The sequence below is a fragment of the Pseudomonas sp. 05N433 genome (assembly GCF_056396925.1).
On record NZ_JBFTML010000011.1, the window covers coordinates 35,882 to 61,983 of the forward strand.

At 59.7% G+C, this 26,102-nt stretch carries 25 protein-coding genes; 7 read left to right on the forward strand and 18 right to left on the reverse strand.

Translation table 11 applies throughout. The annotated features are described in order from the left end of the window. Positions 1–115: 115 nt before the first annotated feature. A complete protein-coding gene (locus AC1DIS_RS08505; RefSeq protein WP_477744374.1) occupies positions 116–1,603 on the reverse strand; it encodes an aldehyde dehydrogenase family protein in 1,488 nt (495 codons plus the stop codon). Between the two features lie 274 nt (positions 1,604–1,877). Here AC1DIS_RS08505 and AC1DIS_RS08510 point away from each other — a divergent pair, with 274 nt between their 5' ends. Continuing rightward, positions 1,878–3,047 (forward strand): p-hydroxyphenylacetate 3-hydroxylase oxygenase component, encoded by a 1,170-nt coding sequence (locus AC1DIS_RS08510; RefSeq protein ID WP_477744375.1) that lies wholly within the window; start codon positions 1,878–1,880, stop codon positions 3,045–3,047. 68 nt (positions 3,048–3,115) lie between these two features. Beyond that, entirely contained in the window at positions 3,116–4,072 is a 957-nt protein-coding gene (locus AC1DIS_RS08515) for a p-hydroxyphenylacetate 3-hydroxylase reductase component (RefSeq protein WP_018927899.1), read from the forward strand. A gap of 107 nt (positions 4,073–4,179) precedes the next feature. Here AC1DIS_RS08515 and AC1DIS_RS08520 read toward each other — a convergent pair whose 3' ends face one another. From AC1DIS_RS08520 to AC1DIS_RS08535, 4 genes are all read right to left on the reverse strand, one after another. Continuing rightward, on the reverse strand, positions 4,180–5,286 hold the full coding sequence (locus tag AC1DIS_RS08520; protein WP_018927900.1) for a class II histone deacetylase: 1,107 nt from the start codon (positions 5,284–5,286) through the stop codon (positions 4,180–4,182). A gap of 35 nt (positions 5,287–5,321) precedes the next feature. Continuing rightward, positions 5,322–6,485, reverse strand: a complete 1,164-nt coding sequence (locus tag AC1DIS_RS08525) for an MFS transporter (protein ID WP_018927901.1) — start codon at positions 6,483–6,485, stop codon at positions 5,322–5,324. A 22-nt stretch (positions 6,486–6,507) separates the two neighbouring features. Then, on the reverse strand, positions 6,508–7,389 hold the full coding sequence (locus AC1DIS_RS08530; protein ID WP_018927902.1) for a transporter: 882 nt from the start codon (positions 7,387–7,389) through the stop codon (positions 6,508–6,510). A 128-nt stretch (positions 7,390–7,517) separates the two neighbouring features. Further along, on the reverse strand, positions 7,518–8,495 hold the full coding sequence (locus tag AC1DIS_RS08535; RefSeq protein WP_018927903.1) for a helix-turn-helix transcriptional regulator: 978 nt from the start codon (positions 8,493–8,495) through the stop codon (positions 7,518–7,520). A gap of 266 nt (positions 8,496–8,761) precedes the next feature. Between AC1DIS_RS08535 and AC1DIS_RS08540 the strand changes: the two genes are divergently transcribed. After that, positions 8,762–9,667: a methyl-accepting chemotaxis protein gene (locus tag AC1DIS_RS08540; protein ID WP_477780826.1), complete on the forward strand. Its 906-nt coding sequence runs from the start codon at positions 8,762–8,764 to the stop codon at positions 9,665–9,667. Positions 9,668–9,706: 39 nt separating this feature from the next. On the opposite strand, the gene AC1DIS_RS08545 is transcribed toward AC1DIS_RS08540, so the two are convergent. Further along, positions 9,707–11,035 carry an alginate export family protein gene (locus AC1DIS_RS08545; protein ID WP_018927905.1) on the reverse strand — a complete coding sequence of 443 codons (1,329 nt, stop codon included), beginning with the start codon at positions 11,033–11,035 and terminating at the stop codon, positions 9,707–9,709. Between the two features lie 305 nt (positions 11,036–11,340). Between AC1DIS_RS08545 and AC1DIS_RS08550 the strand changes: the two genes are divergently transcribed. The 3 genes from AC1DIS_RS08550 to feaR all read left to right on the forward strand — a co-directional run bounded on the left by AC1DIS_RS08550 (position 11,341) and on the right by feaR (position 14,487). Continuing rightward, entirely contained in the window at positions 11,341–12,840 is a 1,500-nt protein-coding gene (locus tag AC1DIS_RS08550; protein WP_064617366.1) for an APC family permease, read from the forward strand. Beyond that, the gene (locus AC1DIS_RS08555; protein ID WP_064617369.1) at positions 12,821–13,405 is read left to right on the forward strand and encodes a DUF3156 family protein; all 585 of its coding nucleotides are present in this window, start codon (positions 12,821–12,823) and stop codon (positions 13,403–13,405) included. Before AC1DIS_RS08550 ends, AC1DIS_RS08555 begins: the two co-directional genes overlap by 20 nt. 119 nt (positions 13,406–13,524) lie before the next feature. Next, entirely contained in the window at positions 13,525–14,487 is a 963-nt protein-coding gene (gene feaR, locus AC1DIS_RS08560) for a transcriptional regulator FeaR (protein WP_477744376.1), read from the forward strand. A 59-nt stretch (positions 14,488–14,546) separates the two neighbouring features. On the opposite strand, the gene AC1DIS_RS08565 is transcribed toward feaR, so the two are convergent. The 6 genes from AC1DIS_RS08565 to AC1DIS_RS08590 all read right to left on the reverse strand — a co-directional run bounded on the left by AC1DIS_RS08565 (position 14,547) and on the right by AC1DIS_RS08590 (position 19,450). Continuing rightward, on the reverse strand, positions 14,547–15,314 hold the full coding sequence (locus AC1DIS_RS08565; RefSeq protein ID WP_111454930.1) for an SDR family oxidoreductase: 768 nt from the start codon (positions 15,312–15,314) through the stop codon (positions 14,547–14,549). Beyond that, positions 15,307–16,107, reverse strand: coding sequence for an SDR family NAD(P)-dependent oxidoreductase (locus tag AC1DIS_RS08570; protein WP_477744377.1), 801 nt, complete (start codon positions 16,105–16,107; stop codon positions 15,307–15,309). Before AC1DIS_RS08570 ends, AC1DIS_RS08565 begins: the two co-directional genes overlap by 8 nt. Continuing rightward, complete coding sequence (locus AC1DIS_RS08575) at positions 16,100–16,921, reverse strand: molybdenum cofactor biosynthesis F family protein (RefSeq protein ID WP_477744378.1); 822 nt, start codon at positions 16,919–16,921, stop codon at positions 16,100–16,102. Before AC1DIS_RS08575 ends, AC1DIS_RS08570 begins: the two co-directional genes overlap by 8 nt. A gap of 93 nt (positions 16,922–17,014) precedes the next feature. Continuing rightward, a complete protein-coding gene (locus AC1DIS_RS08580) occupies positions 17,015–17,680 on the reverse strand; it encodes a helix-turn-helix transcriptional regulator (protein ID WP_018927912.1) in 666 nt (221 codons plus the stop codon). 52 nt (positions 17,681–17,732) lie between these two features. Further along, positions 17,733–18,098, reverse strand: coding sequence for a cupin domain-containing protein (locus AC1DIS_RS08585; protein ID WP_018927913.1), 366 nt, complete (start codon positions 18,096–18,098; stop codon positions 17,733–17,735). A 53-nt stretch (positions 18,099–18,151) separates the two neighbouring features. After that, positions 18,152–19,450 carry an NAD(P)/FAD-dependent oxidoreductase gene (locus AC1DIS_RS08590; protein WP_477744379.1) on the reverse strand — a complete coding sequence of 433 codons (1,299 nt, stop codon included), beginning with the start codon at positions 19,448–19,450 and terminating at the stop codon, positions 18,152–18,154. A 232-nt stretch (positions 19,451–19,682) separates the two neighbouring features. Between AC1DIS_RS08590 and hpaR the strand changes: the two genes are divergently transcribed. After that, complete coding sequence (gene hpaR, locus AC1DIS_RS08595) at positions 19,683–20,105, forward strand: homoprotocatechuate degradation operon regulator HpaR (protein ID WP_026286557.1); 423 nt, start codon at positions 19,683–19,685, stop codon at positions 20,103–20,105. Between the two features lie 63 nt (positions 20,106–20,168). Here hpaR and AC1DIS_RS08600 read toward each other — a convergent pair whose 3' ends face one another. The 6 genes from AC1DIS_RS08600 to hpaD form a co-directional block, all read right to left on the reverse strand. Then, positions 20,169–21,623: an NAD-dependent succinate-semialdehyde dehydrogenase gene (locus AC1DIS_RS08600; protein ID WP_086945687.1), complete on the reverse strand. Its 1,455-nt coding sequence runs from the start codon at positions 21,621–21,623 to the stop codon at positions 20,169–20,171. Positions 21,624–21,639: 16 nt separating this feature from the next. Next, complete coding sequence (gene hpaI, locus AC1DIS_RS08605) at positions 21,640–22,440, reverse strand: 4-hydroxy-2-oxoheptanedioate aldolase (RefSeq protein WP_018927917.1); 801 nt, start codon at positions 22,438–22,440, stop codon at positions 21,640–21,642. A gap of 18 nt (positions 22,441–22,458) precedes the next feature. After that, the gene (hpaH, locus tag AC1DIS_RS08610; protein WP_018927918.1) at positions 22,459–23,262 is read right to left on the reverse strand and encodes a 2-oxo-hept-4-ene-1,7-dioate hydratase; all 804 of its coding nucleotides are present in this window, start codon (positions 23,260–23,262) and stop codon (positions 22,459–22,461) included. Between the two features lie 12 nt (positions 23,263–23,274). After that, positions 23,275–24,579 carry an MFS transporter gene (locus AC1DIS_RS08615; RefSeq protein WP_018927919.1) on the reverse strand — a complete coding sequence of 435 codons (1,305 nt, stop codon included), beginning with the start codon at positions 24,577–24,579 and terminating at the stop codon, positions 23,275–23,277. Positions 24,580–24,628: 49 nt separating this feature from the next. After that, positions 24,629–25,021, reverse strand: coding sequence for a tautomerase family protein (locus AC1DIS_RS08620; protein ID WP_477780827.1), 393 nt, complete (start codon positions 25,019–25,021; stop codon positions 24,629–24,631). 201 nt (positions 25,022–25,222) lie between these two features. Continuing rightward, entirely contained in the window at positions 25,223–26,080 is an 858-nt protein-coding gene (gene hpaD / locus AC1DIS_RS08625) for a 3,4-dihydroxyphenylacetate 2,3-dioxygenase (RefSeq protein ID WP_018927921.1), read from the reverse strand. Positions 26,081–26,102 lie beyond the last annotated feature (22 nt).

Sequence of the window (26,102 nt, forward strand, 5' to 3'; positions counted from 1 at the left end):
GGTTGTTTGTTTTTATTTAGTGGATCCATTAATGGTGATTTATTGAGGTTTTGTCAAACTGATTCTGTTTATTAACGATTTAGTGGATCCACTGGTGACTTTGGAATCCTCCGAATCAATAGCGGATCATCACGGATTTCAGCTCCGTGTAGTCGTCGATAAACGCGCCGCCGAATTCACGGCCGATGCCTGAAGACTTGATGCCGCCGAACGGTACTGCCGGGTCGAGGAGGGTGTGCATGTTCACCCAGACGGTGCCGGCTTCGATGCTCGGGATCATGCGCATGGCTTTGGACAAATCGTTGGTCCACAGGCTCGCGCTCAGGCCGTACGGTGTGTTGTTCATCAGTTCGAGCAGCTCGTCTTCGGTGTCGTAGGGGTAGAAGGTGGCGACCGGGCCGAAGGTTTCTTCGTTGAGCATGGAGTCGTTGACGGTGTTGGCGAGGATCACCGTCGGTTCGACATAACAGCCGGGGCGGTCGATCAGGTTGCCACCGCAGATGATGGTGTTGTTTTCAGCACGGGCCTTGTCGAAAAACGCGCCGAGCTTGAGTTGATGCTGGCGGTTGGTCACCGGGCCGAATTCGGTGCGCTCGTCCAGGGGCGAGCCGATGTTCAGCGTGCTCAAACGTTGGGCCAGTTTGTCCATGATTGGCTCGATCTGTGAGCGATGGGCGAAGAACCGTTCGGCAGCGGCACAGATTTGCCCGGAATGCAGGAAGCCGGCTTCGATGATGCCGTTGACCGCTTTATCCAGATCGACGTCGCGCAGGAACCCCGCCGAGTTTTTGCCGCCCAGTTCCAGGGTGGCGCGGGTCAGGCCGGCACCCATGGCGCTCTGACCGACGGCAATGCCGGTCGGCACCGAGCCGGTGAACGACACCTTGTCGGTGCCCGGGTGTTCGATCAGCCCTTTGCCAACCAGCCCGCCCCCTGTCAGTACGTTCAGTGCGCCGGCCGGGAGACCGGCTTCAATGGCCAGTTCGGCGATCCGCAGGATGGTCAGCGGGGTGAACTCACTGGGTTTGATGATGATGCTGCAACCGGTCACCAGCGCCGAGGCGAGTTTCCAGATAGCGATCATGGTGGAGAAGTTCCACGGCACGATGCCGACCACCACCCCGACGGGTTGGCGCAAGGTGTAGGCGGTATAGCGTTCGCCGGCGAAGGAGGGCAATGACGGGGTGATGGTCTGGCCGCTGATCTTGGTCGCCCAGCCAGCGTAGTAACGCAGAAAGTGAGCGGCCTGATCGACTTCGAAAGCCCTGGAAATCTGGATGATCTTGCCCGATTGGCAGGTTTCGATCTGTGCCAGTTCTTCGCGGTTGCGCTCCAGCAAGTCCGCCAGTTTCAGCAGCACATTGCCCCGCGTCGCCGGTGTGGCCTGGGACCATTGTTTGAAGCCACGTTTGGCCGATTCCACCGCCGCGTCGATATCGGCTGGATCGGCATTGGCGACCTGGGCAATGACCTTGCCAGTGGCAGGGTTGATCACTTCCAGTGTCTGGCTGGAACGGCTCTGGTCGTAGCCGCCGTCGATAAACAATGCATGGCTTCGACGGAGGAAGGCTTCAACTTGAGGCAGCAGCGCAATATCGCTCATGGGGGTTTTCCTGATCGCGAACAAGAGAAAAACCCGAGGTTAATCCGTGGGGGCATGCGTGGCTTGACTGTGCCTGCCGTGCTACATGCCCGTGGGTGCCAGAACGGCTTCAAGTGTGGGCAGAATGATTGGATCGTTGCCTTTGAAAAGTACAACCTTGGCTCTGGAAGGTGCATTTTCTACCGCGATGGCGGGTTCCATACTGGCCCTGTATCCGCTGCCGTGCCTCGACTCGGGGCGCCGGCCGGACATCCAATAATAAGCAGGGCCGTCCATGAAAAAGCCAAACCCGCTCCTCGAAGACCTCAAGTCCATTCTGCCAACCATCGCTGCCAATGCCTTTGAGGCCGAGCAGGACCGCAAGGTCCCCGACGAGAACATTGCGCTGCTCAAAAGCATCGGCATGCACCGTGCCTTTCAGCCGAAGCAGTTCGGCGGGATGGAAATATCGCTGCCGCAATTTGCCGACTGCATTGCCTTGCTCGCCGGCGCTTGTGCCAGCACGGCATGGGCCATGAGTCTGCTGTGTACTCACGGCCATCAACTGGCGATGTTCCCGGCCAAATTGCAGCAGGAAGTCTGGGGCACCAACCCGGATGCCACCGCCAGCAGCAGCATCGCGCCTTTCGGCCGTACCGAAGAGACCGAAGGCGGTGTGCTGTTCAGCGGTGAAATGGGCTGGAGCAGCGGCTGCGACCATGCCGAGTGGGCGATTGTCGGTTTCCGTCGCAAGAATGCCGAGGGGACCCAGGATTACTGTTTCGCGGTGCTGCCGCGCAGCGACTATCAGATCCGTGACGACTGGTTCGCCGCTGGCATGAAAGGCAGTGGCACCAAGACTTTGATCGTCGACAATGTGCTGGTACCGGAACATCGCATCCAGAAAGCCAAGGACATGATGGAGGGCAAGTCCGCGGGTTTCGGTCTGTACCCGGACAGCAAGATCTTCTACTCGCCATACCGTCCTTACTTTGCCAGCGGTTTCTCCACGGTGAGCCTGGGTGTCGCCGAGCGCATGCTGGAGGTGTTCCGTGAAAAAACCAAAACCCGCGTGCGTGCCTACACCGGTGCGGCGGTCGGTGCCGCGACCCCGGCGTTGATGCGCCTGGCCGAGTCGACCCATCAGGTAGCAGCGGCCCGGGCCTTTCTCGAAAAGACCTGGCAGGAGCATGCCGAGCACAGCGAACGACATGAATACCCAAGCCGCGAAACCCTGGCGTTCTGGCGCACCAACCAGGCCTACGCCACAAAGATGTGCATTCAGGCAGTGGACCGGTTGTTCGAGGCCGCCGGCGGCAATGCCTGGTTCGAGCATAACGAGATGCAACGCCTGTTCCGCGACTCGCACATGACCGGGGCCCATGCCTACACCGACTACGACGTCTGCGCGCAGATCCTCGGCCGCGAGCTGATGGGACTGGAGCCCGACCCGAGCATGATCTGAGCCAGATCGTCACCGCGTCCCCATAACAACAATCAGGACTGCTCCTGAAAGCAGTCCGGGAGTCTTGCATGTCTGATAACAGCGTTTGTGCAGCTACTGAAACGACCTTCGACCCACGGGCCTTTCGCCGGGCGCTGGGCAATTTCGCCACCGGCGTGACGGTGGTGACTGCCGCCAGCGCATCCGGGCGCAAAGTCGGGGTGACCGCCAACAGCTTCAACTCGGTATCCCTCGATCCGCCGCTGGTGCTGTGGAGCATCGACAAGCGTTCCAACAGCCACGAGGTGTTCGAGCAGGCCAGCCATTTCGCGGTCAACGTGTTGGCGGCGGACCAGATTGACCTTTCCAATAATTTCGCCCGGCCCAAGGAAGATCGTTTCGCCGAGATCGAGTTCGAACCGGGCGAGGGCGGGGCACCGGTGTTCGCCGATTGCTCGGCGCGTTTTCACTGCGAGAAGTACCAGCAGGTGGATGGCGGCGATCACTGGATCATGATCGGCAAGGTGGTGGCGTTCGATGATTTCGGTCGCTCGCCCTTGCTCTATCACCAGGGCGCCTATTCCATGGTCTTGCCTCATACCCGCATGACTAAACGCGATGAAAGCCAGCCACCGAGCAGCCATTTTCAGGGGCGCCTCAGCCATAATCTGTATTACCTGATGACCCAGGCGGTGCGGGCCTACCAGTCCAGCTACCAGCCACGGCAACTGTCCACCGGCCTGCGCACCAGCGAGGCGCGCATGCTGATGGTGCTGGAAAGTGACGCAAGGCTGAACCCCAACGATCTGTTGCGTGAGGTGGCGATGCCTGTTCGGGAAATCGATGAGGCCGTCGCCAACCTCAAACGCAAGGGGTTGGTGAACGACGATGACAACGGTGTACGTCTGACGGCTGCCGGTATCGAGCAGACCGAAGACCTTTGGGCGATCGCTCAGGCGCAACAAGAGAAAGTCTTTGCCGAATTCAGCGAGACGCAGATAGAAACGTTCAAAACCGTGTTGAAACGACTGATCAGCAACTGCTGACCGTTTGATCTTGGGGTAGAAAAATCCGATGCCGGTAATGGCATCGGATTTTTTTTGCGTCACGCTCGGGCCGTTGAACTGCGCTGCAACATTGTCAGCGCCAAGGCTCAGCGTGCTACGGCCAACTCATCGATCAAGTGCCGTTGAAATGCCGCAAACGCTTCCTTCGGTTGCTGCAGCTGCACAAACTCCAACATGGGGTCGGTGACTTCAGTCCTGATGCCAGCCAATTCCTCAATGGTCGCTAACCCGCAAAACGGCACATACGCTTCGGAGTACCCGCCTTCATGCACCAGAACGAGACGGCCTTGACACAAACGTTCGGCGGCTTCGCGCACGCAGCGAGTCATCTGCCGGTACGAGTCGCTGTGTAACAGCATCCGGGCGAGGGGATCGACGGCGTTGGCGTCGTAACCGCAGGCAACGATGATCAACTCGGGCTCGAAGCGCTCCAGCGCCGGAATCACGATACGCTCCATCGCATAGAGATAAGCCTCATGACCGCAGCCTGGGGGCAACGGAATATTGATATTCGCTCCCAATCCCGCGCCGCGGCCGCGATCGGCTTCACCGCTGTAACCGGCGGGGAAACAGCTGTCTTGATGCAGCGAAATGGTCAGCACATCACCGCGTTCCTCAAAGATTGATTGAGTACCGTTGCCGTGGTGCACATCCCAGTCGATCACCGCGACTTTGCCCAGGCCACGGTGTGCTTTTGCGGCTTCAATGGCGATGGCGATATTGGCCAGGAAGCAGAAACCCATGGCGCTGTCGGCCAGGCAGTGGTGACCYGGTGGGCGTGACAGAGAGTAGGCATTGTCGACCTCGCCGGACAGTACGGCATCGACCGCTGCCATGGCCAGTCCGGCGGACAGCCTGGCTATTTCATAACTGCCGGGCCCAATGGGAGCGTTCGGCCCCAATTCGCCGCCGCCGGCATCACTCATGGCCTTGAAGCGTTGCAGGTAGTCAGGCGTATGAACCCGTAGCAGATCCTCATCCGCTGCCGCATTGGCGCTTCGTACCTGTAAGTGTCGGGTCAGGCCGGAAACGTCCAGCAGGCTCTTCAGACGGCGCTTGGTTTCCGGCGATTCGGCGTGGCCGGCAGCGGCAGGCGGTTGCACCCAACCTCCCACCGGCAAGGTCAAGGCGTGCAGTCCGGCGCTGTGCCAGAGGCTGAGTTCGTCGAAGAAAAACGCACTTTTTCGGCTCATCGTTCTTTCCATTTTCTTTAGGGTAAAAGGACCACTCACGCGCTAGGGCGGCAGCTCAGAATCAACACCAGGGACAGCAAAGTGATGCAGGCCCCTCCGATAAGCAGCGATTGGAAACCGCCGCTGGCTTCGATCAGCCGGCCAGCCACTGTCGGGCCGATGGCGAGGCCACCACCGATCACAAGGTTGGAGGCATTCATCAGTTTTCCGGAACGGTCGAGGTCGGCCAGGCAGGCCAGAATCAACGGCAGAATGAAGGTCCAGGTGAACTTGAAAAGCAGCGCAGCCAAAGCAAAGCGCAGCATTTCAGGTTGGCCCAGCAACAGCAGCACCGAGCCTGCCATCAGCCCGTAACCCAGCAGCAACAACAGCAGGCGTGGCAGACGATTGCCGATCAGCGAGGCACAACCCGCACCGACAATGCCTGTCACCGTAGCAACGGCAAGAATCTCGCCGCTGGACTCGGCAGAGAGGCCGGCGTGGGTGCTGATGGAACCGATAAAGGTCCAGACGCCGCTCAGGCTGATGTAAAAACTCAGGATGGCAAGAATGCCTAGTGCCGCCTTCCACTTCGAGGCGAGGGCTACTCGCTCGGCGGTTTTCTCAGTCGGCGGGCTGCCTTGGGGAAAGTAACGGGCCATTGGCAAAAAGACCGTCATCAGCCCTGCAAGGATCAAGTAGCAGGCTGACAGCCCGTAGTGTTCGAACAGGCGTGGCAGGATGCTCAAGCCAATCGCCCCGACCACCAGTTGCCCCATCACCCATAAGCCATAGACGCGATCGGGGTTGGACGTCGAGGCGGCGCTGGACAGACAGATGATCATCAGTGAACCGCCGGCCAGGGCGCTGCAAAAGCGCAATGCCAGGAGTAGCGAATAATTGTGGGCAAGCATCGAGAGCAGGTTGGCTGCAATGAACAGTATCCCGGCCAGCAATGCGGCGCGGCGCCAGTCGATACGTTTGAGCCACCAGAGAGCGGGCAGGGTGGCCAGGCTCATGGCACCGAGTTCGGTGGAGAACAGATTGCCTATCTGTGACGGGCTCAGCTGCCATTGAGTTGCCAGTTGCGCCGCCACAGCCGGTGCGGTCATAAGGATGGTCGGGGTGATGGCGGCGAACAACACAATGGCTGCCAGCAATGCCAGTTGGGATGATGCGAGCGAGCGGTGATTGGTCAGCGGTTTGGTCTGGGTGTTCATGTTCAAGCTCCGATGAATGAATTCAGAACACATGGACCAGACGCAGCAATGCGTCGGTACCGTGATAGCCGTTGTCGGTGGCGACGTTCTGCGAGAGGCTGAACATCAACTGATTCTGTTTATCGAGCCAGTGACCGACTTCGAAACCCACCTGGGTGTAGCGCTTGTGGGTGTCATCGATGCGTTGTTCATTGATCCGCAACTCGCCGCCATCGGCGTGGATCAGTCGCAACGCGCCATAGGTGCTCGACGTGAAGTCATAAGAGGCAAAAGCTTGCAAGCGATACAGAGGGTCCTGTTTGAGGTCATTGCTGAAGTAGTCGTCGTTCTTGCCATAGAGCTGGGCTTCGAGGTTGGCTTCCAGCACCCATTTTTCACCGATGCCCTGGGTGTAGTTGTAAACGAAGGTTGCCCCCCAGCGATTGGCACCGGGTGACACATCGGGATTTGTGCTGTGGTACTCGCCCACCGGCAGGGTAATCAGGGTCAGCAACCCGCTGTAGGTGCGCGAGGTGGGGTCGTTGATGAAGAACAGGGTGCCGCCGACCTGAGGGTCACCGAAACCGCTTTCTCCGGTGTGCTGACTGGCACCTGGCAGGTGGGCGCTGATGTCGGCGAAGGGCACGATGAATTGTGGGGTGCAGAGGGTGCCGCAGATGTCGGTGAAAAAGACCTGGCGATAAGCCACGGCGTTGACCTTAAGGTCGGCCTTGCCCGTGCTGTCGGCGGGGCCGTGGAAATCATTGGCGCGGCTTGCCGGCAAATACAGCACGCCCAGGGTGGTGCCCGAAGGGGCGCCGAAAAAATCCCGGGCGTTGAGGTCGGCGGCGCCAGCATGCAGGCTCGACAGACCACTGATAAGAGCCAGTGCAGTGTTGCGGGTGAAGGTACTGGTCATGGGCATTGCGTCTCTTCTTTGAGTTGTTGTGCGGCGAACGGATCGCCCCTACGTGGCATAGGGAAAAAAGGGCAAAAGTGTCCCGTGGCTGTCAAAAAGGCAGCTAAAAAGTCAGCGCGAGTCAGCGGGGTAGATCAGTCAGGCGGGGCGTGCAGCAGATGGGCAATTCGGGCTTTGTCCTTGACCCCGAGTTTGCTGTAGATGGCGCGGATGTGGTGGCGCACGGTATTGGGTGACATGCCCAGATCGCGGGCGACTTCCTTGTAGGTCTTGCCTTCGCCGAAGCCTTGAGCCACATCGTTTTCTCGTGGACTCAATTGCATCAGCACAGTGCGGCTGCGGGCTGCCAGCAAGAACAGATCACCGACCGTCGAGGCCTCGATCTGCAGATACTTGCCTTCATACCCATTAGCGTCCATTGCCACCGGCAGGCAAGGGCCGGTCCAGTCCGTCCACTCGGTCAGCAGCAAGTCGACGAAACCACGTTCCGCGCAGTGCAGTGTGCCGCGCTGGTCGCATACGGCGAGCGCCAGATTGCGCGGGCGGGTGAGGGTTTCGCGCATGGCCACAAGGGTGCGGATCTGGTTGGCCGATACCGCAGCAACCAGATGAAGCATGAGGTTGTTCAGCAACCGACAATCCTGATCGGAAAAGCGCGGTGCTTCGGGAGCGCGATACACCGTGAGGTGATCGCTGAGGTGGGTTTGTGGGTCGACGTACACAATGCACAGCAATTCGCCAATACCATAGGATTCGCCGAGCCAGTTGAGTCCGGAACCGTTGGAAGGGTCGCGCATGTCGACGATGACCGCTTGCCCGGGGATGTCGTGGACCCTGCCGACGGTCACGTCGATATGGCGAATCGATTGCCAGTCCGACAGGTAGCTGCGGGGCAATTTGTAGAGATAGGAGTTGTGTTCTTCAGGCAACCCTTCAATCAGCGCCGCACGCCCCCACCAGGCACTGTCGAAGGGTAACAACTGGTTGATGCAGCCCAGCGCGGCGTGGTGGAAATGCTCGATGTCTTTGTCCTGTGCCAGGCGCTGAAGCTCCAGTGTCATTGCACTGAACGCCTCTAGGAGGCTGGCGTGACCATGATCATGACGGCTCATTCGTATGTACCTCTGTGCGACATTTTTATTGTTTTCGTCACGAAGTCATTAAGGACCGAAACGTCGTTTGGACGTGGGCAGGGCCTGAGGACGAGTATCGGCGGGTTGAGAGAGTATCGCTATCCTACAGATGCACGATGGCTGCTACAGGAAGGCCTTTTGTGTGTGGCAGACAGGAGCAAACGCCTCAGCAGCCACGTACAAGCAATCATCTCCCGTTTGCTATCAGATCCAGTGTCTCGACTCGATGAACAAAGGACAGGCTGATGTTCTTCAAGAAACATAAACAGCAGCAGGCGCTCACCGAGGCCTTGCAACTGGAACGGTTTACACAAGAAAAAAACCAAATCGTGCAACGTCTGCGGGTCGCCGAGGAGCTGTCCAAGGGCCAGGCCTGCCAATTGGAGCGCAGCGAGCAGGCGCTTGAAACGCTTCGCCAACAGCTGGAACAGACCCGGCTCCGCGAGCAGGCGCTGGAGGCCGAGTTAAGCCTGCACGTGCAGTTGTCCCACCAGCACCGGCAGGAGGAGCAGATCTGGGAGCTGTTGCAATCGACGCTGACCGAGGGTTGCTGGGACATCACCGTGGTCAACGGTGATGTGCAGGATCCAGYCAGTTGCATGCGGTTTTCCAGTCAGTTCCGCCTCCTCATGGGGTATGCCCCGCACGAGCTGCCCGACGGTTGGGATGCTCAAGTCAACATCACCCATGCTGACGATCTGCCGAAGATCATGGCGATCTTCGATCGGGAAATCCTCGCAACCCACGGCAGTGGTGAATACGTCTTTGAATACCGGATGCGCCACAAGACCCGAGGTTACATCTGGTGTCGCGAGCGTGGTCGCGCAGCCCGTGATGAGCAGGGCCGCTTGACCCGAGTGATCGGCGCGGTGCGCGACATTAGCGATGAGCGTTCAGCCGAGGCCACCCATCAACGAATGCTCGAGCAGAATCAGGCGACCTACGGCCAGATCGCGACGGTGGTAGGAGTCATTAAAGGCATCGCCGACCAGACCAACTTGCTGGCCTTGAACGCCGCCATCGAAGCGGCCAGGGCGGGGGAGGTCGGGCGCGGGTTTTCAGTGGTGGCCGATGAAGTGCGCAAACTGGCGGAAAATACCCGCCAGGCGACTCATCAGATTCAGACGATGTTGCATCAGCACAAACAATAAACCGCGTCAGGAGCTGCGCCAGGCAGCTCCTGAAATGGATTAGAAAGGCACGGCCACGGTCAGTTGGCTGTAGACATTGGTGCCGTTGCCACCAACCTGATTACCGCCGTTGCTTTCATCCTTTTCCGGCTTATACAGGCCCACCAACGGGGTGACGATCAGGTGCTCGTTCACCGCCCATTCGGCATACAGGTCCAGTTCACGACCATCGAGGTCCAGCGCATTGTTCTTGTGCAGGGTCTTGTAGTCGAAAAACAGCACGCCAACGGTCACTGGCTCCAGTGGTTTGACTTTGAGCGCCACATGCTGGATCGCGGTGTTGCTGTTGAACGGGCCCGAATAATTACCGGCCACTTCGCCCTGGAACCAGGTGCCGTAGCCACGGTTGACACCGTTGAACATCGAATCCCAATCTTTGGAATAGCGGCTGTAACGGTACGTCAGGTCCGGCGACCATGGCAGGTCGGCAAAGGTGTAGCCGGCTTCGGTGTACCAGGCTTTTTCCGGGCCGGCGTCCTTGTCCTGCCAGGCATATTCGAAGGAAAAGTGAGCGTTCTCTATTCCGGCATTGCCAGCGCCCCGCAGGCTATAAATGTTCATGCCTTCACGTTGCTTCTGGAAGTCGCTGGCATAACGATCATCGACGTCAATGCCGTGAATATACGTCAGCCCGAGGGTACCTGGCGCGGCGGTGTATTCCAGGGTGCTGGCGGCCATCTCGGTCTTGGCCTGGGCGCGGTTGTCCGACTTGATCCACATCAGGCTGCCGTGCACGCCTTCCTTGCCGCCCAGGCGCAGGACGGCCGTTTCGTCGAATGCGTGGCGCGCCGCGAGATAATAGGCACCACCTCGGTTGAACTCACCATCCGCCACACCTTTACCCAGGTTCAGGCCGTCGTCGTTGATGATGAAACCGTCACCGAGAGTAATGACCTGGCGCCCAAACGACACATCCACGCCATCCTTGCCAAGTACCGGGAACAGGTCGCCGGAACGCCAGCCGGCGAAGGCTTCATCAAACTTTGTGGTTCGTTCGGTACCGTCGGTGATGCCCGCGGCATCGCCATCGCCCCAGGTGCCGGAACTGACCAGATTGGCCGTGCCGTAGGCGCTGCCCAGGCCGCCGAGCGTTTGCTCGACACTCAAGCCATACTTGATAAATCCTTCGCGCCAGCTAGACCCGCCTGTGGTGCCGTCATAGTTCTTGCGACTGTTGAACATCCCATAGACCGCGAGGAAGTTGCCCGTGACCTTGGTGTCGTTATCGGCATACAGCTCGTACGCCTGGGCCGACGAGTCGGCGATCAAGAGCGCGATCCCCAAACCAACGGCCTTGGGCAGCGCTCGTGCTTTCAGTGTTTGCTCCATTGTTGTTTTCCCCAGCTTTTGTTGGACAGTTCGATAGGTCGAGTGCGCATTAGGGCGACTGGAGATGGGGGAAGTCTTTCACCTGCGTGCCAGGCATTTGATCCTGTCAGCCACGCGGTGAAGCATGGCAGGGAGCAACAAGACCGGCGGCAGACATGGGCAAGACGATCTGGGTGGCAGAGGAGCACAGTCACTCTGCACACGGCGCCGTTTCGCTCAGGGACTGGCTGGGGAGGGCTTTATCGCCGGCTCCTTGAACGGCTCGATACATCCACTATAAAAATCCGCTTTCGAGGATCTGCACTATGTCGATCAATGACAGACTCACCGAGCATTTGAACCGGGGCACGGTCGGTTTTCCCACTGCGCTCGCCAGTACCATTGGTCTGATCATGGCCAGCCCGGTGATTCTCACCGCGACCATGGGCTTTGGCATCGGCGGCAGCGCCTTCGCGGTGGCCATGCTGATTGCCGTGGTGATGATGTTGGCCCAGGCGACCACCTTCGCTGAAGCGGCATCGATCCTGCCGACTACCGGTTCGGTCTACGACTACATCAATTGCGGCATGGGCCGCTTCTTTGCTATCACTGGCACGTTGTCGGCCTACCTGATCGTGCATGTGTTCGCAGGCACTGCCGAGACCATTCTTTCCGGGGTCATGGCCCTGGTGAACTTCGAGCACCTCAATACCTTGGCAGAATCTGCCGGTGGTTCCTGGTTGCTTGGGGTTGGGTTCGTCGTGGTGTTCGGGATTCTCAATGCCTTCGGCGTCAGCGCCTTCGGCAGGGCAGAGATCATTCTGACCTTCGGCATGTGGACCACGTTGATGGTGTTTGGCGTGTTGGGGTTGATCGCGGCGCCAGCGGTGCAACTGGATGGCTGGTTCGGTGTATCCCTTGTGGGTACTGACCTGATCACCATCCTGTCGCTGGTGGGCATGGCCATGTTCATGTTCGTCGGTTGTGAGTTCGTCACCCCTCTGGCGCCGGACTTGCGCCAATCGGCCAAGGTCATGCCCAAGGCGATGATTCTGGGGTTGTTGAGCGTTGCGTCGTGCATGTTCATCTATGGCGCGGCAATGAAGCGTCAAGTGGAGAACGTGTTGCTTGATGCCGCCGGTGGCGTGCATCTGCTCGATACACCGATGGCCATTCCAAAGTTCGCCGAGCAGGTGATGGGCAATATCGGTCCGATGTGGCTGGGGATCGGCTTTCTGTTTGCCGGGGCGGCGACCATCAATACGCTGATGGCGGGTGTGCCGAGGATTCTTTACGGCATGGCAGTCGACGGCGCGTTGCCCAAGGTCTTCACCTACTTGCACCCACGCTTCAAGACGCCGCTGCTGTGCATTCTGGTGGCGATGCTGATTCCTTGCCTGCATGCGCTGTATCTGGGCGGTAACACTGACAACATCATGCATCTGGTGTTGGCCGCCGTTTGTGCCTGGAGTTTTGCCTATCTGCTGGTGACGCTGTCGGTGGTAATGCTGCGCATCCGTCGTCCCGATCTGCCACGGGCCTATCGCTCGCCCTTCTTCCCGTTGCCACAGATCCTTTCCAGCGTCGGCATCCTGCTGGGCATGTGGTTTATCACGCCGCCCGGCATGAACCCCGCGGATATCTATGTCCCGTTCGCGGTGATGCTTGGTGGCACCGCGGTGTACGCGCTGTTCTGGACGTTAGTCGTGCAGAAGGTCAATCCATTCAAGCCTGCTTCGGTGGAAGAAGTGCTGGCCAAGGAGTTCTCCAATGAACCGGGGCACCCTGACAACGGGTATATCGACCATGCTGCAAAAACTGTCTGAGCTGTTCAGCGCCAGACGCGCCCCAGCCGGTTATCGACCTGGGGTGACGCTCGAGCACCTGCGGCGCAACCTCGGTCTGGCCAGTTTCGAGCAGACAGAGCCGACAGCGGCCCGGGCTTCGCTGGACGATGGCAGCCTGCAATTGGAGATCGTCGAGCGCACCGAGTCGCAGCTGTTGATGCACCTGGTCATGACCGAGTTCGTGATCCGGGTGCCTGCCTCGACTGAGGGCGCGGCGAGCTTCGAACTGCACCATAGCGGGGCTGTTCGACGGACCGGGATCCGCTGTCGGCAGCGTGCTGGAGATCCCGCGCTATTAGCCAGGTTGCAAGCCAGGTTGCAGGAAGACAGTGCGCTGCACCAGGCCTTGATGCCGTTGGACTTCAAACGCTTGCGCATCGATCTGCAAGGGCATCAGTGGTGCGTACGGCTGGAGCATATGGGTGGCAGCGAGGTGGTCAACCGGATGCCGGCCTTTCGTCGCTACATCGCTTTGAGCCGTGATCAACGCACTTGGCTGCTTGAAGCGTTGACTGGATTGCAGCGCTTGTTGCGCACGCTTTGATTCGCGATTTTTGGCATCATTAGTGCTACCCACTTTGGCAGACACGTACTTGTTGCGCGCATATAGATAACATGTTAACTATTGTGCAACAAAAACAAAAAGCCATTGTGGAGAGCCCCATGAGCATCCATCAGTCTATGCAAGAAGGGTTGGAAACCTGGACCCGGGATCTGCGAGCAGCCTGTGGTCATTTCGACACAGAATTGGCCTACAACCGTTCGCTGTTCATTGGCGAGGTTTCCGAGTGTTCCCGGGGCGGTCTGTCCTTGGCGAACTTGCGTACCAACGCAGGGCTTATCAAGCGCGACAAGCCCAACGCCGATCACGACAACGAACAGGATTGCTTCCTGGTCAGCCAGCGCAGCGGTTACTGCCAGATCACCCAGTACGGACAGAGCATCCAGTTGGCTCCCGGGGACCTGCTGCTGATGGACTCGGGAGGTTCCATTGAAATCAGCCCATTCGGGCTGATCGAGCATGTCTCGGTCTCCTTGTCCCGCAACGAAGTGTGCAAACAGCTTGGCAGCCAGTCCCGGACGTTCGGCAAGATTTCCTCGAGCAAGGCCTGTGGGCGGATGCTGCATGTGCTGGTGGATCAGCTGTGCAAGGACGCGTGGGTGGGCGAGGGCGCAGTCGGTGAGGGTGAGGCGTTGCAATCGGCTTTTGTATCGTTGCTGGGTTCGGCATTCGATCAGGATCAGGTGTCGGGGGATGACGTTACTTCGTTGCAGGGCAACAACCTGCGCAGTTATGTGCAGAAAGTCATCGACGAGTCCCTGACCCAGCCGGGCTTGAGTCCCGTCGGGCTGGCCAATCGATTGAACATTTCAGTGCGGCATTTGTATCGGTTGTTTGAAGAGCAGGACGATAGCGTCTGTCGCTACATTCAACGGGCGCGGCTCAAGCGCAGCGCCGATGACCTGACCAATCCGTTCTTGCGTAGCGAATCGATCACCTCCATCGCTTACAAGTGGGGTTTCACCGACTCGGCGCATTTCAGCCGCTCGTTCAAGAAGCAGTTCGAGCTGTCACCCAAGGATTTTCGTTCCAGTCATTTGCAGCAGGCGGTGGGGACGGCTTGACTCTCTGAATGAAAAAGGGGGCTTTTCAAAGCCCCCTTCCAGCATGAAAAAACGCTATATCAAACCTCTGGCAAGGTCGAGCCGCCATCGACCACCAGCGTCTGTCCGGTGATGTAAGTTGCCAGATCCGATGCTAGAAACAGCATGGCTCCGGCAATATCCGCCGCCTTGCCAAGCCGTCCCAGGGGCACTCGACTGGCGATATTTTCGTTCAGTTGGTCGTCCCCCAGATTGCCCATGGCTGGCGTCGCGATCATGCCCGGCTCGACGCCATTGACCCGCACGTTGTGTCCGGCCAGTTCCAGTGCCGCGTTGCGGATGAAACCGTTGACCCCGGCTTTTGATGCCGCGTAATGGCTCAGCCCCGGATAAGCCACTTTTGGGCCGGTAACTGACGAAGTGACCAGCACACAACCACCGCCCTGACGGTGAAACATCGGCAAGGCCGCCTGGGTCAGCCAGAACAATGCCGAGAGATTGACCGCCAGGGTGCGCTCGAGAATGGATGGCGTGATGTCGGCAAACGGTGTCAGCGGAAAATACCCGGCGTTGTGCACCAGAATATCGAGCCGACCCCAGCGTTGCTCCAGTGCCCGGACCATGTCGAACACTGCCGTGGCATCGGCCAGATCGACGCCCACAGCTTCGACCTGACACGTCTGCCCGGACAATTCGCTGGCCAGTGCCTGAGCCTGTGACAGTTGCAGGTCGGCGATTACCACTCGCGCACCGCGCCAGGCGAAGGCTTCGACGATCGCCCGGCCAATGCCTTGGGCGCCGCCGGTCACCAGTACGGTTTTACCGCTGAAATCCAGGTCATCAGGCATGAGACGGCTCCATGTGGGTGTAGGCCAGGGTCGGCACATCGACGATGCTCGAGCCGCCGTCGGCCACCACGGTTGCGCCCGTGATAATCGACGCTTCGCTAGAGGCCAGGAAGCGGCAAACCCTGGCAATTTCCTCGGCGCTGGCCGGTCGTCGCAACGGCACGTCGGTGCAGACCCGGTCATAGGCTTGCTGCAGCGTTTCGCCATAGAAGTCCATCAGCGGCTGCATCTCCTGATCGGCCATGGGCGTGCGCACCCAGCCGGGGCAGACGGCGTTCACTCGTACACCGCGCGGGCCGTAATCTCTGGCCAGCGAACGATTGAGGCCGAGCAGCGCATGCTTGGCGGTGGTGTAGCCGCAGACTTCGGGGCCCGCCGCCAGTGAGGCAATGGACCCGATCAGCACGATGTTGCCGGTACTTTCCAGCAGCAGAGGCAGGCAGGCCCGGGCACTGTAGAAGGCACTGTCCAGGTTGCTGCGCAACGCCGCTTCCCAGGTCTGCGGGCTAGTGTCGGTGGCGCTGCCCAGGCCAAGGCCGCCGGCACAGGCCAGCAGTACATCAAGGCGCCCGTAGCGCTGACGAATCTGTGCCACGAATCCTGCCCAGGTGTCCGGGCAGGCGGCATCGCCGACCAAAACCAGCCCGCCGGTTTCCCGGGCAATTTGCTCCAGGGGCTCGCGGCGGCGGCCGATCAACACCAGACTGGCGCCTTCGGCTGCGTACAGCCGGGCACAGGCAGCACCGATACCCGTCCCGGCACCGGTAATTGCAACGGTACGTGGCTCAGGCATTGGGATACTCCGTCCGGTTGAGAACCTGGCAGTAAGAGCTGACCGGAAAGTTTGACAGTTCATCGAAGGACGACCCGGCATAACCGAAGATCTTGCCGTCGCTGCGGTGCTGTTGCAGGTCGATCAGCACCAGGCCGAGGGTCGGGATGATCTTCTCGCGCCAGACGAACAGGTACAGCTGATCGGCGATCTTGTAGTAGTGGCAGCGGTCGGTGTCGCACAGGCCTTGCTCGACGCCCTTGAGGCACTGCCAGGAATAGAACTGATCGTTGAGGTAGATGTGTTCGTAGACTTCACTTGGGCTGTAGCGATACAGGTTGCGCAGGCCGCTCAGTTCGCTGGTCGGTGCGTGAGGGCATTGGCCTTCCTGCCACGGACGATCAAGGCTGCCATGCAAAAACTCGACTTCGACCGAGGTCAGGTGCTTGCCCGCCAGCGCACGGCTGTAGAGGCCTTCACAGGTTTGCTCCTGGGTCGGCATGCGGCCGATCACAGCGGTGAATGCAGCGCTAACGGTGTCGAGCACCAGGCTGATCGACCAGGCTTGACCACCTTCGTGCTTGATGAAGTCCACCAGGTACAGACCTGGACGCACTGAGGTGGCTCGATAGTTTGCAGTGCCCGTGGAGCGCCCATCGGCAGCGGTCCAGGATAGGACTTCGGTGTCGAAACGATGTTCGATCTGCCAGCCATTGGCGAAGTTCAGCGTGAAGGCCTTGCCGTTCAGGTCGGCCAGGTTCGGCAGGATGAAGGCTTCAGGGGCGAAGCCGTCGGCCAGGGCGCCAACGGTGATCCAGTCGGATGATGTTGTCATTGCAATGCTCCAGTTGAGTGAAATAACAATCTGGAGCATGCGGTTCGCAAACAAGCTCGCCTATCAACCGGATGGTTGAGCCGGGCTAAAAAATCAGAGCTGGAGAAACAGGGTTCCGACCAGCTCGGTGCGGCTGCTGACGCCGGTCTTGCGAAACAGGTTGATCAGGTGGGTCTTGATGGTCGGCAGACCGACTTTCAGTTCCAGGGCCAGTTGCTTGTTGCTGGCGCCCTGGCGCAGTAACAACGCGATCTGCCGCTCCTTGGGCGTCAGGCCGGTCAGCGGATCTTCGCAGGGCTGTATGTTCGCGACGGCGAGTTGCAGCAGGGACTGCAAGGCATTGAGCTGGGCCAGTTGGTCGGTGGTGAAGGCGCCTTGTTCGGCGGTGCGTAACATCGAGATCGCGGCCTGAGGCTGGCCGGCGCGATGGGCGAGGATTTCCACCACATCGACAATGCCATAGCGCTGCAGAAAGTCCCGATAGCGCCGACTGTCCCGTGTCGGCTGTCGGGCCATGGCAAAACCCAGAGGCACCACGGCTCGCCCGCTGGACAGGCAATTTCGCGGTTGCAAAGGGTCGAACCGACGGTAGTTGTCCAGATAGTCGCGATGCATCTCATCGCTCATGCAATGCAGCCGGAAGTCACGGGCTTGCAGTTGCCGGTCGACACAGTAGAACGCCGCCTGACTGGCAGGTACGAGTTGAGTGAAAGCTTGCAGGCAATGGCCGGCGATTTCCTGGGTGGGGAGGGCATTCATGTTCGGTACCTCGCCAAGGGGCTACCGGCTGTTCGCCGGCAACCCGAATCGGTCAAGCGACAGCGAAGTAGTGTTTGACGAAACTTTCGCTGACCACTTCCCACAGCACGGGAGTGCCTTTGGTCACGAACCAGCTGTCGCCGGCCTTGTAGCGAGCACTCTGGCCGGTGGATTCGTTGGTCAGGACCACTTCGCCGGTAACCACCGTAGCTTGTTCGGCGAACGGATAGACCATGCGGAACTTGCCCTGGGTGGTGCCGAAATAGGCACTGCTGACCGGGTCGGTCGGTGCGCCGAAAGTCATTTTGCCGAAGGCTTTGACTTCGCCTTCGAGGATTTCCGAGCCGAGGTCGGCAACGGAGCCCCAGGCGTCCAGTTCGGACAGCTGGATGTCTTTCTTGAGGGTGGTAAGGGTCATGGCAGTTGCTCCTGATGAGTAAAAAAACAGAAAAGGGAAGAGCGCCTTGGCAGTTACCGACGCCCGTTCCAATAACCTGACAGCTGGTGCCAGGACTTGCCGGCGGTCATCAACAGTGGGCGAAACGCATCTTTGCCAAGGATGGTAGGGCGGTGGATCGAGCTGACCAGGTCATAGCGCGCCGAGCCTTCACTCATGCCTTCGGCCAGCACCTTGCAGATGATGTGGCTGGGGGTGACGCCGAAGCCCGAATAGCCCTGAACGAAGAAGGCGTTGCTGCGACCGGGCAGGGTGCCGATCTGCGGGAACAGATTCGGGCTGCAGGCCATCGGACCGCCCCAGGCCAGATCGATTTTCACGTCCTTGAGGTACGGGAAAATCTTCAGCATCAGGTTGCGGTTCCAGGCTTTCAGGTCCAGGGGAATGTGCTCGACCAGCGGTGTGGCCGCACCGAACAACAGACGGTTTTCGTTGGTGACGCGGTAGTAGTCGATCACCGGACGAATGTCGCTGTAGGCGCCGCGAATCGGGCTGATGCGGTTGATCAACTCGTCCGACAGTGGCTCGGTCATCATCTGGAAAGCGTAAGTGTTTATGGTCGAGCGGTGCAGCTCAGGTTCCAGCTTGTTGAGGAAACTGTCGCAGGCCCACAGAAGCTTGCTGGCCTTGACCGAACCACGGCCGGTGCGCACGGTGATGCGCTCGCCATAGCTGACTTCCAGCGCTGGACTGTTCTCGAAAATCCGCACGCCGTGCCCAACCAGTGCCTTGGCTTCACCGAGTAGCAGGTTCAACGAATGGACGTGACCGCCGCCCATGTGCAGCAATGCGCTGCTGTAGGCATCGGAGCCGATGATTTGCTTGACGTCCGAACCACCGAGAAAGCGAATCTCGTGTTTGCTGTTGATCGATTTGAAGTCTTTTTCCCAGGCGCGCAGGGTCTTTTCCTGGCGAGCGTTGAAGCCCATGTAGCCGTAGCCGTGGCAGAAGTCGGCATCGATGTTGTACTTGGCGATGCGGTCCTTGATGATGTCCGCGCCCAGGTCGCTGATCTCGAAGACCTGGCGCAGACCGTTCTCGCCCACGTCCTTCTTGATCTTCTCCAGGTCGTGACCGATGCCGGCCATGATCTGCCCTCCATTGCGCCCGGTGCCACCGAAACCCAGGTAACGCGCCTCCAGCACAACGATGTTGGTGATGCCTTTTTCGGCGAGCTCAAGCGCGGTATTGATGCCGGAGAAACCACCGCCAATGACCACAACGTCGGCTTCCACATCCTGTTCCAGGGTCGGGAAGCTGAGATTGTATTTTTTGGTGGCCGTGTAATAGGTGGGCGTTTCGATATTGATCATGGCGCAGCCTGAAAAAGTGAAGAAAAACTCAACGCAGGGCCTTTGATTAGCTCTGTACCGGATGACTCCTATTAAGAGCCTTGGCTCGGTGGATGTCTTGATTCTCTATGCCGGGATTTTTGATTCAGCGCGCCAGAAGGCCTTTGCGATAAGAAGTTATGGCGCGTTCGGGGGGACAGGATGATAGAGTTTCGTTAAATTATTAACTAAATCAACCGTGATCCTGACTCCGATGCTCAAACCCCGGCAATCCCTGACCTTGACCCTGCTGCAAGCACGTGAAGCAGCCATGAGTTTTTTTCGTCCCTCGCTCAACCAGCACGGGTTGACTGAACAACAGTGGCGGGTTATCCGCATTCTCAGTCAGCACGGCGAGCTGGAAATCTACCGGCTGGCGGAACTGGCGTGCATCCTCAAACCGAGCATGACCGGTGTGCTGGTGCGCATGGAGGCGGCCGGCATGGTCCATCGGCGCAAGGCCGAGCAGGACCAGCGACGGGTGCTGGTGACCCTGGCCGAAAAGGGCGAGGCGTGCTTTGAGTCCATGAGCCAGTGCATGGAAGAGAACTACCAACGGTTGCAGGCACAGTTGGGAGAGGAGAAGTTGCAGACGCTGCTTGGGTTGCTCGATGAATTGAAGACCATCAAGCGCTGACAATATCGGAGCGATTTCGCGAGCGAGCTTGCTCGCGAAATCGAATGACGCGTTGTACAGAGATTATTTGATGCTCAGGCACATGTACTTCTGCTCGATGTAATCATCGATCCCATACTTGGAACCTTCGCGGCCCAACCCTGACTGCTTTATCCCGCCGAACGGCGCCACTTCGGTGGAGATCAGTCCTTCGTTGACTCCGACCATGCCGTACTCCAGCGCCTCGCTGACGCGCCAGGCCCGGCCCAGGTCGCGGGTGTAGACATAGGACGCCAGACCGAACTCGGTATCGTTGGCCATGGCGATTGCCTCGGCTTCGGTGTCGAAACGGAACAGCGGTGCCAGCGGGCCGAAGGTCTCATCCCGGGCCACCAGCATGGCCGGGGTGACGTCGCCGAGGACCGTGGGCTCGAAGAAGTTGCCACCCAGTGCGTGGGGTTTGCCGCCGGCCAGCAGCGTCGCGCCCTGGGCCAGTGCGTCGTTGATGTGTTCCTCGACCTTGGCCACCGCCTTGGCGTTGATCAGCGGCCCTTGTTGCGCGCCTTCGGTTTCGGCCCGGGCGACCTTGAGGGTGTTGACCGCCAGCACCAGGCGGCGGGCGAACTCGTCATAGACACTGTTTTGTACCAGCAAGCGGTTGGTACAGACACAGGTCTGGCCGCTGTTGCGGAATTTCGAGCCGATCGCACCTTCCACGGCGGCATCCAGGTCGGCGTCTTCGAAGATGATAAACGGCGCGTTACCGCCCAGTTCCAGGCTGACTTTCTTGATGGTTTGCGCACACTGGGCCATCAGCAATTTGCCGATGCCGGTGGAGCCGGTGAACGAGAGTTTTTGCACTGCCGGGTTACCCGTCAGCTCTGCACCGATTTCCCGGGAGCGGGTGCCGGTGACGACGTTCAGCACACCCGCCGGAATGCCGGCGCGTTCGCCGAGTTCAGCCAGGGCCAAAGCCGACAATGGGGTTTCTGAAGCCGGTTTAAGCACCACGGTGCAACCGGCGGCCAACGCCGGACCGACCTTGCGGGTGATCATTGCATTGGGAAAATTCCACGGTGTGATGGCCGCCACCACCCCGATGGCTTGTTTGATCACCACCAGCCGCCGACCTTGCTTGTCATGAGGAATCACATCGCCGTAGACCCGCTTGGCCTCTTCGGCGAACCACTCGATAAAGCTCGCGCCATAGGCAATTTCGCCACGACTCTCGGCCAGCGGTTTGCCTTGTTCCCAACTGAGCAGGCGAGCCAAATCTTCCTGATGGGCCATGATCAGCTCGAACCATGTGCGCAATACCTTGCTGCGATCCTTGGCGGTTTTGCCGCGCCAGGCGGGCAGGGCAGCCTGGGCCGCGGCGATGGCGCGGGCGGTTTCGGCTTGGCCGAGGGAGCTGATTTGGGCGATGACTTCGCCATCCGCCGGGTTGGTCACCGCGAAGCGTGAACCGTCATCGGCGTCGACCCATTGGCCATTGATGTAAGCCTGCTCGCGCAGCAGTTTCAAATCGTTAAGTTTCATCGGGCTTCTCGAAAAATCAGTACACGCCGCCGGAGCTGGTGGGCACCGGAGCATCTTTGAATTTGCCGGCGAGGGTTTGCAGGCCACGCATCAGCACGGTGGTGTCGACACCCACGGCAACGAATGCCGCGCCCAACTCGATATAGCGCCGGGCGAGTGTCTCGTCGGCGCTGAGAATGCCTGCGGCCTTGCCGGCCTTCTGAATCCGCACGATGGCGTCCTCGATGGCCGCCTGCACCTCGGGATGCCCCGGATTGCCGCGATGGCCCATGGACGCGCTCAAATCCGCCGGGCCGATAAACACCCCGTCCACGCCCTCGACCGCCGCAATGGCATCCAGGTTGACCAGGCCTTCGCGGTTCTCGATCTGTACCAGCAGGCACATTTGTTCATCCGCTTTGTCGAGGTAACCGGGAATGCTGTTCCAGCGTGACGCACGGGCCAGCGCACTGCCGACACCGCGTATGCCCTGGGGCGGATAGTGAATCGCACGCACCAGTTCCCGTGCCTGTTCGGCACTTTCGACCATCGGCACCAGCAGGGTCTGGGCGCCGATATCCAACACCTGCTTGATCAGCGCGATATCGCCGATCACCGGGCGTATCACCGGATGACTGGGGTAGGGCGCCACTGCCTGAAGCTGGCCGAGCAACCCACGAAGATCATTGGGTGCATGTTCGCCGTCGATCAGCAGCCAATCGAAACCGGCATTGGCTGCCAGCTCGGCACAGTAGGCGTCGGCCAGACCGAGCCAGAGGCCTATCTGAGCTTCGCCGCTTTTGAGGCGTTGCTTGAAACGGTTGATGGGCATGTCCATGGAACAGTCCTCCAGGGATCAAACAAAGCGGCAGGAGATGGAACCCAGCATGTCGTAATCGACATGGAAGGTATCACCGGGGTTGGCCGCCACCGGGCGGGTGAAGGAGCCGCCGAGAATGATTTGGCCCGCTTCCAGGGTGACGTCGTAGGCGGCCAGTTTGTTCGCCAGCCAGGCCACGCCTTTGGCCGGATGATTGAGCACGGCGGCCGACACCCCGGACTCCTCGATCACGCCGTTGCGGTAGAGCACCGCAGGCACCTTGCGCAGGTCGATCTCGGTCGGCCGCACGGCACGACCGCCCATGACCACGCCAGCGTTGGCGGCGTTGTCGGAAATGGTGTCGAACACCTTGCGTGTCGCCTTGGTCTGCGGGTCGATTTGCTGAATTCGCGCATCGATGATTTCCAGCGCCGGGATCACCCATTCAGTGGCGTCGAGCACGTCGAAGATCGTGCAGTTCGGACCTTTGAGCGGCTTGCCAAGGATGAACGCCAGCTCCACTTCCACCCGCGGCACGATGAAGCGCTCGAACGGAATGTCCGTGCCCTCGTCGAAGAACATGTCATCGAGCAAGGCACCAAAGTCCGGCTCGGTGATGTTCGAGGACACTTGCATGGCCCGCGAGGTCAGACCGATCTTGTGCCCGACCAGTTTGCGCCCGTCCTTGATTTTCTGGGCGACCCAGGCGCGCTGGATGGCATACGCGTCTTCGATGGTGATAGCCGGGTGATCGAGGGAAAATTGCCGGACCTGCTCCCTGGAGCGTTCAGCCCGATCCAGTTGTGCGGCGGCGTGAAGGATTTGCTGTTGATCGAGCATGACGAAGATCTCTTATTGTGGATTGACGATGGCCGCATTGGTGCGCAGCACCAGGAAGCCGCCGAGAGCGATTAACAGCGCCAGGACATACAGGGCCAGGCTGGCGCTCTGAGTGGTGTCGCGCATCCAGCCGATCAGGTAAGGCGCGAGGAACGAGGCGATGCTGCCGAACGAGCTGATCAGGGCAATGCCGGCGGCTTGTGTGCAGTTGGAGAGAAAGGCCGGAGGCAGTTGCCAGAACATCGGCAACGCGGCGCTGGCACCCATGCCTGCGACGGTCAAGCCGCCCATCACCAACAGCGGGTTGCCCGGCGCCAGGCCCGCCACTGCGATACCGGCGGCGGCCATCAGTAGCGGCACACACAGGTGCCAGCGGCGTTCGCGGTTACGGTCCGACGAGCGTCCGCAGCCGATCATGAAGAAACAACCGGCCAGATAGGGCACTGCACTGAGCAGGCCTACCTTGCCGTCGCTGCCAATTCCCGCGCCGTGGATCAGTGTTGGCATCCAGAAGGCCAGGGTGTTGACCGCCAGCATCACCGCAAAATAGATCGCCACCAGCAGCCAGACCTGCGGGTCGCGCACAATCCCACCGAAGGAGGTGATGGATTTACGCTGTTCTTCGCTGCTCAGTTGCGCGCGCAGTTGCTGTTTCTGCGCCGGGTTCAGCCACTTCACGACTTCGAAGTTATCCGGCAAACACTTGAGCACCACCAGGCCCAGCAAGACCACCGGCGCTCCTTCGATCAGGAACATCCACTGCCAGCCGCGCAGTCCACCGAAGTCATGGAGGTTTTCCAGAATCGCCCCGGACAGCGGTCCGCCGATGACTCCGGCCATCGGCACGGCAATGGCAAACAGCGCGGTGACTTGAGCCCGGCGCCGGGCCGGGTACCAGCGATTGAGGAACACCAGGATCCCGGGAAAGAAGCCAGCTTCGGCTACGCCCAGCAGAAAGCGCAGGACATAGAAACCGCTGGAGCTTTCGACCCACAACATGCTGGCAGAAAGTACGCCCCAGACCACCATCAGGCTGGCTATCCAACGCCGTGGTCCGACCCGGTCAAGGGCCATGTTGCTCGGTACCCCGAACAGCGCGTAGGCAATGAAGAACAGTCCGGCTCCGAAGCCGTAGACGGTGTCGCTGAAGTGCAGGTCGGTACTCATCTGCATCTTGGCGAAGCCGATGTTGATCCGGTCCAGATGGGCGAACAGGTAACAGATCAACAGCAATGGCATCAGGCGCCAGGTAACGGTGCTGTGGGTTCGATCGTGCTCGGCAAGGGTGATGCTGTCAGCGGTATTGGCTGTGCTCATGATGTTGTACTTTTTGTTTGAGTGGCCGTTGGCGGAAGGAGGGCGTGAATCAGCCCGCCTGGTTCTTCAAGAAGGCATGCACGTTGTTCTGCTTGAAATTCAGTTCGGGGTGCAGCTCGATCATCTCGAACGACAGCGCCAGCAGCCGTTGCGACTGCAGTTCGGCGAAGTGCTCGGTGATTACGTTGAACAGTGTTTGTGCGACTGTCTGTCGGGTCGGCAGATCTCGTCCGTGACCGACCTTGAGGGTCATATGGACGAAGGCGTAATCGTGCTTGCCATCAGCCATGCGCCAGGTGTCCAGGCGCACTCCACGACTGCGGATGCCGCCCAGGGGGAACACGCCGCTGTCGCCGAGGGAGGCGTGGACTTTTTCGAACAGGCTGGGCAAGTCGGCTTGTTGTTCGATGTTGTCGGTGTATTCAGCAATKAAATGAGGCATGTGAGTCTCCCGTAACGTTGATGTTTCGCATCGCGTAGCAGCTGTCGAGCGGAGCGAGGCAGCGTCCGGCTGCGAAGCAGTCGTAACCCCATACACCTCTGTGTTTCAGGTAAATCGAGAGCACCGGTTTTACGAGGACTACGTCCTCGGACGCCGCCTCGCTCCGCTCGACAGCTGCTACGCCAGTTCCTGTCTGGTACCTCAGAGAGGGAAAATGGCGTTGATCTGGCCAGTGCCTGAACTGCCGAAGGGCTCGGTCAGTACTTCCACCGGTTTGTTGTACTCGGGCCCGCCAAGCAGTCCGAGGAGCATGGCGGTGTCGTGCATCTTGCCTTCGCCGAAGCAGTGCTCGGCGTAGTCCGGGAGCATTGCGCAGAACTCCTTGAAGCGACCTTGCTTCCACATCTCGACCACGTGCAGGTCCATCTGCTTGTCGAATTCACGGGTCCAGTTGTGAATGTTGGCTTCGGCTTCACGGTCGTCGGAGAAACGGTGGGACAGCGAGCCGGAGGCCAGCACCAGCACCTTGCGGTCGCTCCTATCGATGGCCCGGCGCACGGCAGCGCCGAAGGCGAAGCTGTCTTCTAGGCGATGCCAGGCGCACCAGGCGGCGATGGAGATCACGTCAAACTTCTGCTCGTCCGGGACGCCCATGTGCATGTAGCGCATAGGTACCAGAGTGCCGTATTCCAACTCCAGGCTCGGGATGTTATGGGCCATGGTGCGCACTCCGGCCTGATTGGCCTCGGTGGCGATCAGCTCGCCCAACGCTGGGCAACCCGGGTACTCGTACTCCATGTTCTTGATGAAGTGCGGCAGTTCGTTGCTGGTGTAGATGCCCTTGAAATGCTCGCCGCAGTTGACGTGATAGCCGCTGTTGACCAACCAGTGCACGTCGAACACCACGGCGGTGTCGGCACCGAGCTCGCGGGCGCGACGGCCGATTTCCTTGTGTCCGGCAATTGCCGCCTCGCGACAACCGTGATGCTTGCCGGGCAGTTCCGACAGGTACATCGAGGGTACATGGCAGATTTTCGCGGCCAGGACGACTTCGCCCATGATGATTCTCCTGAAATTGTTG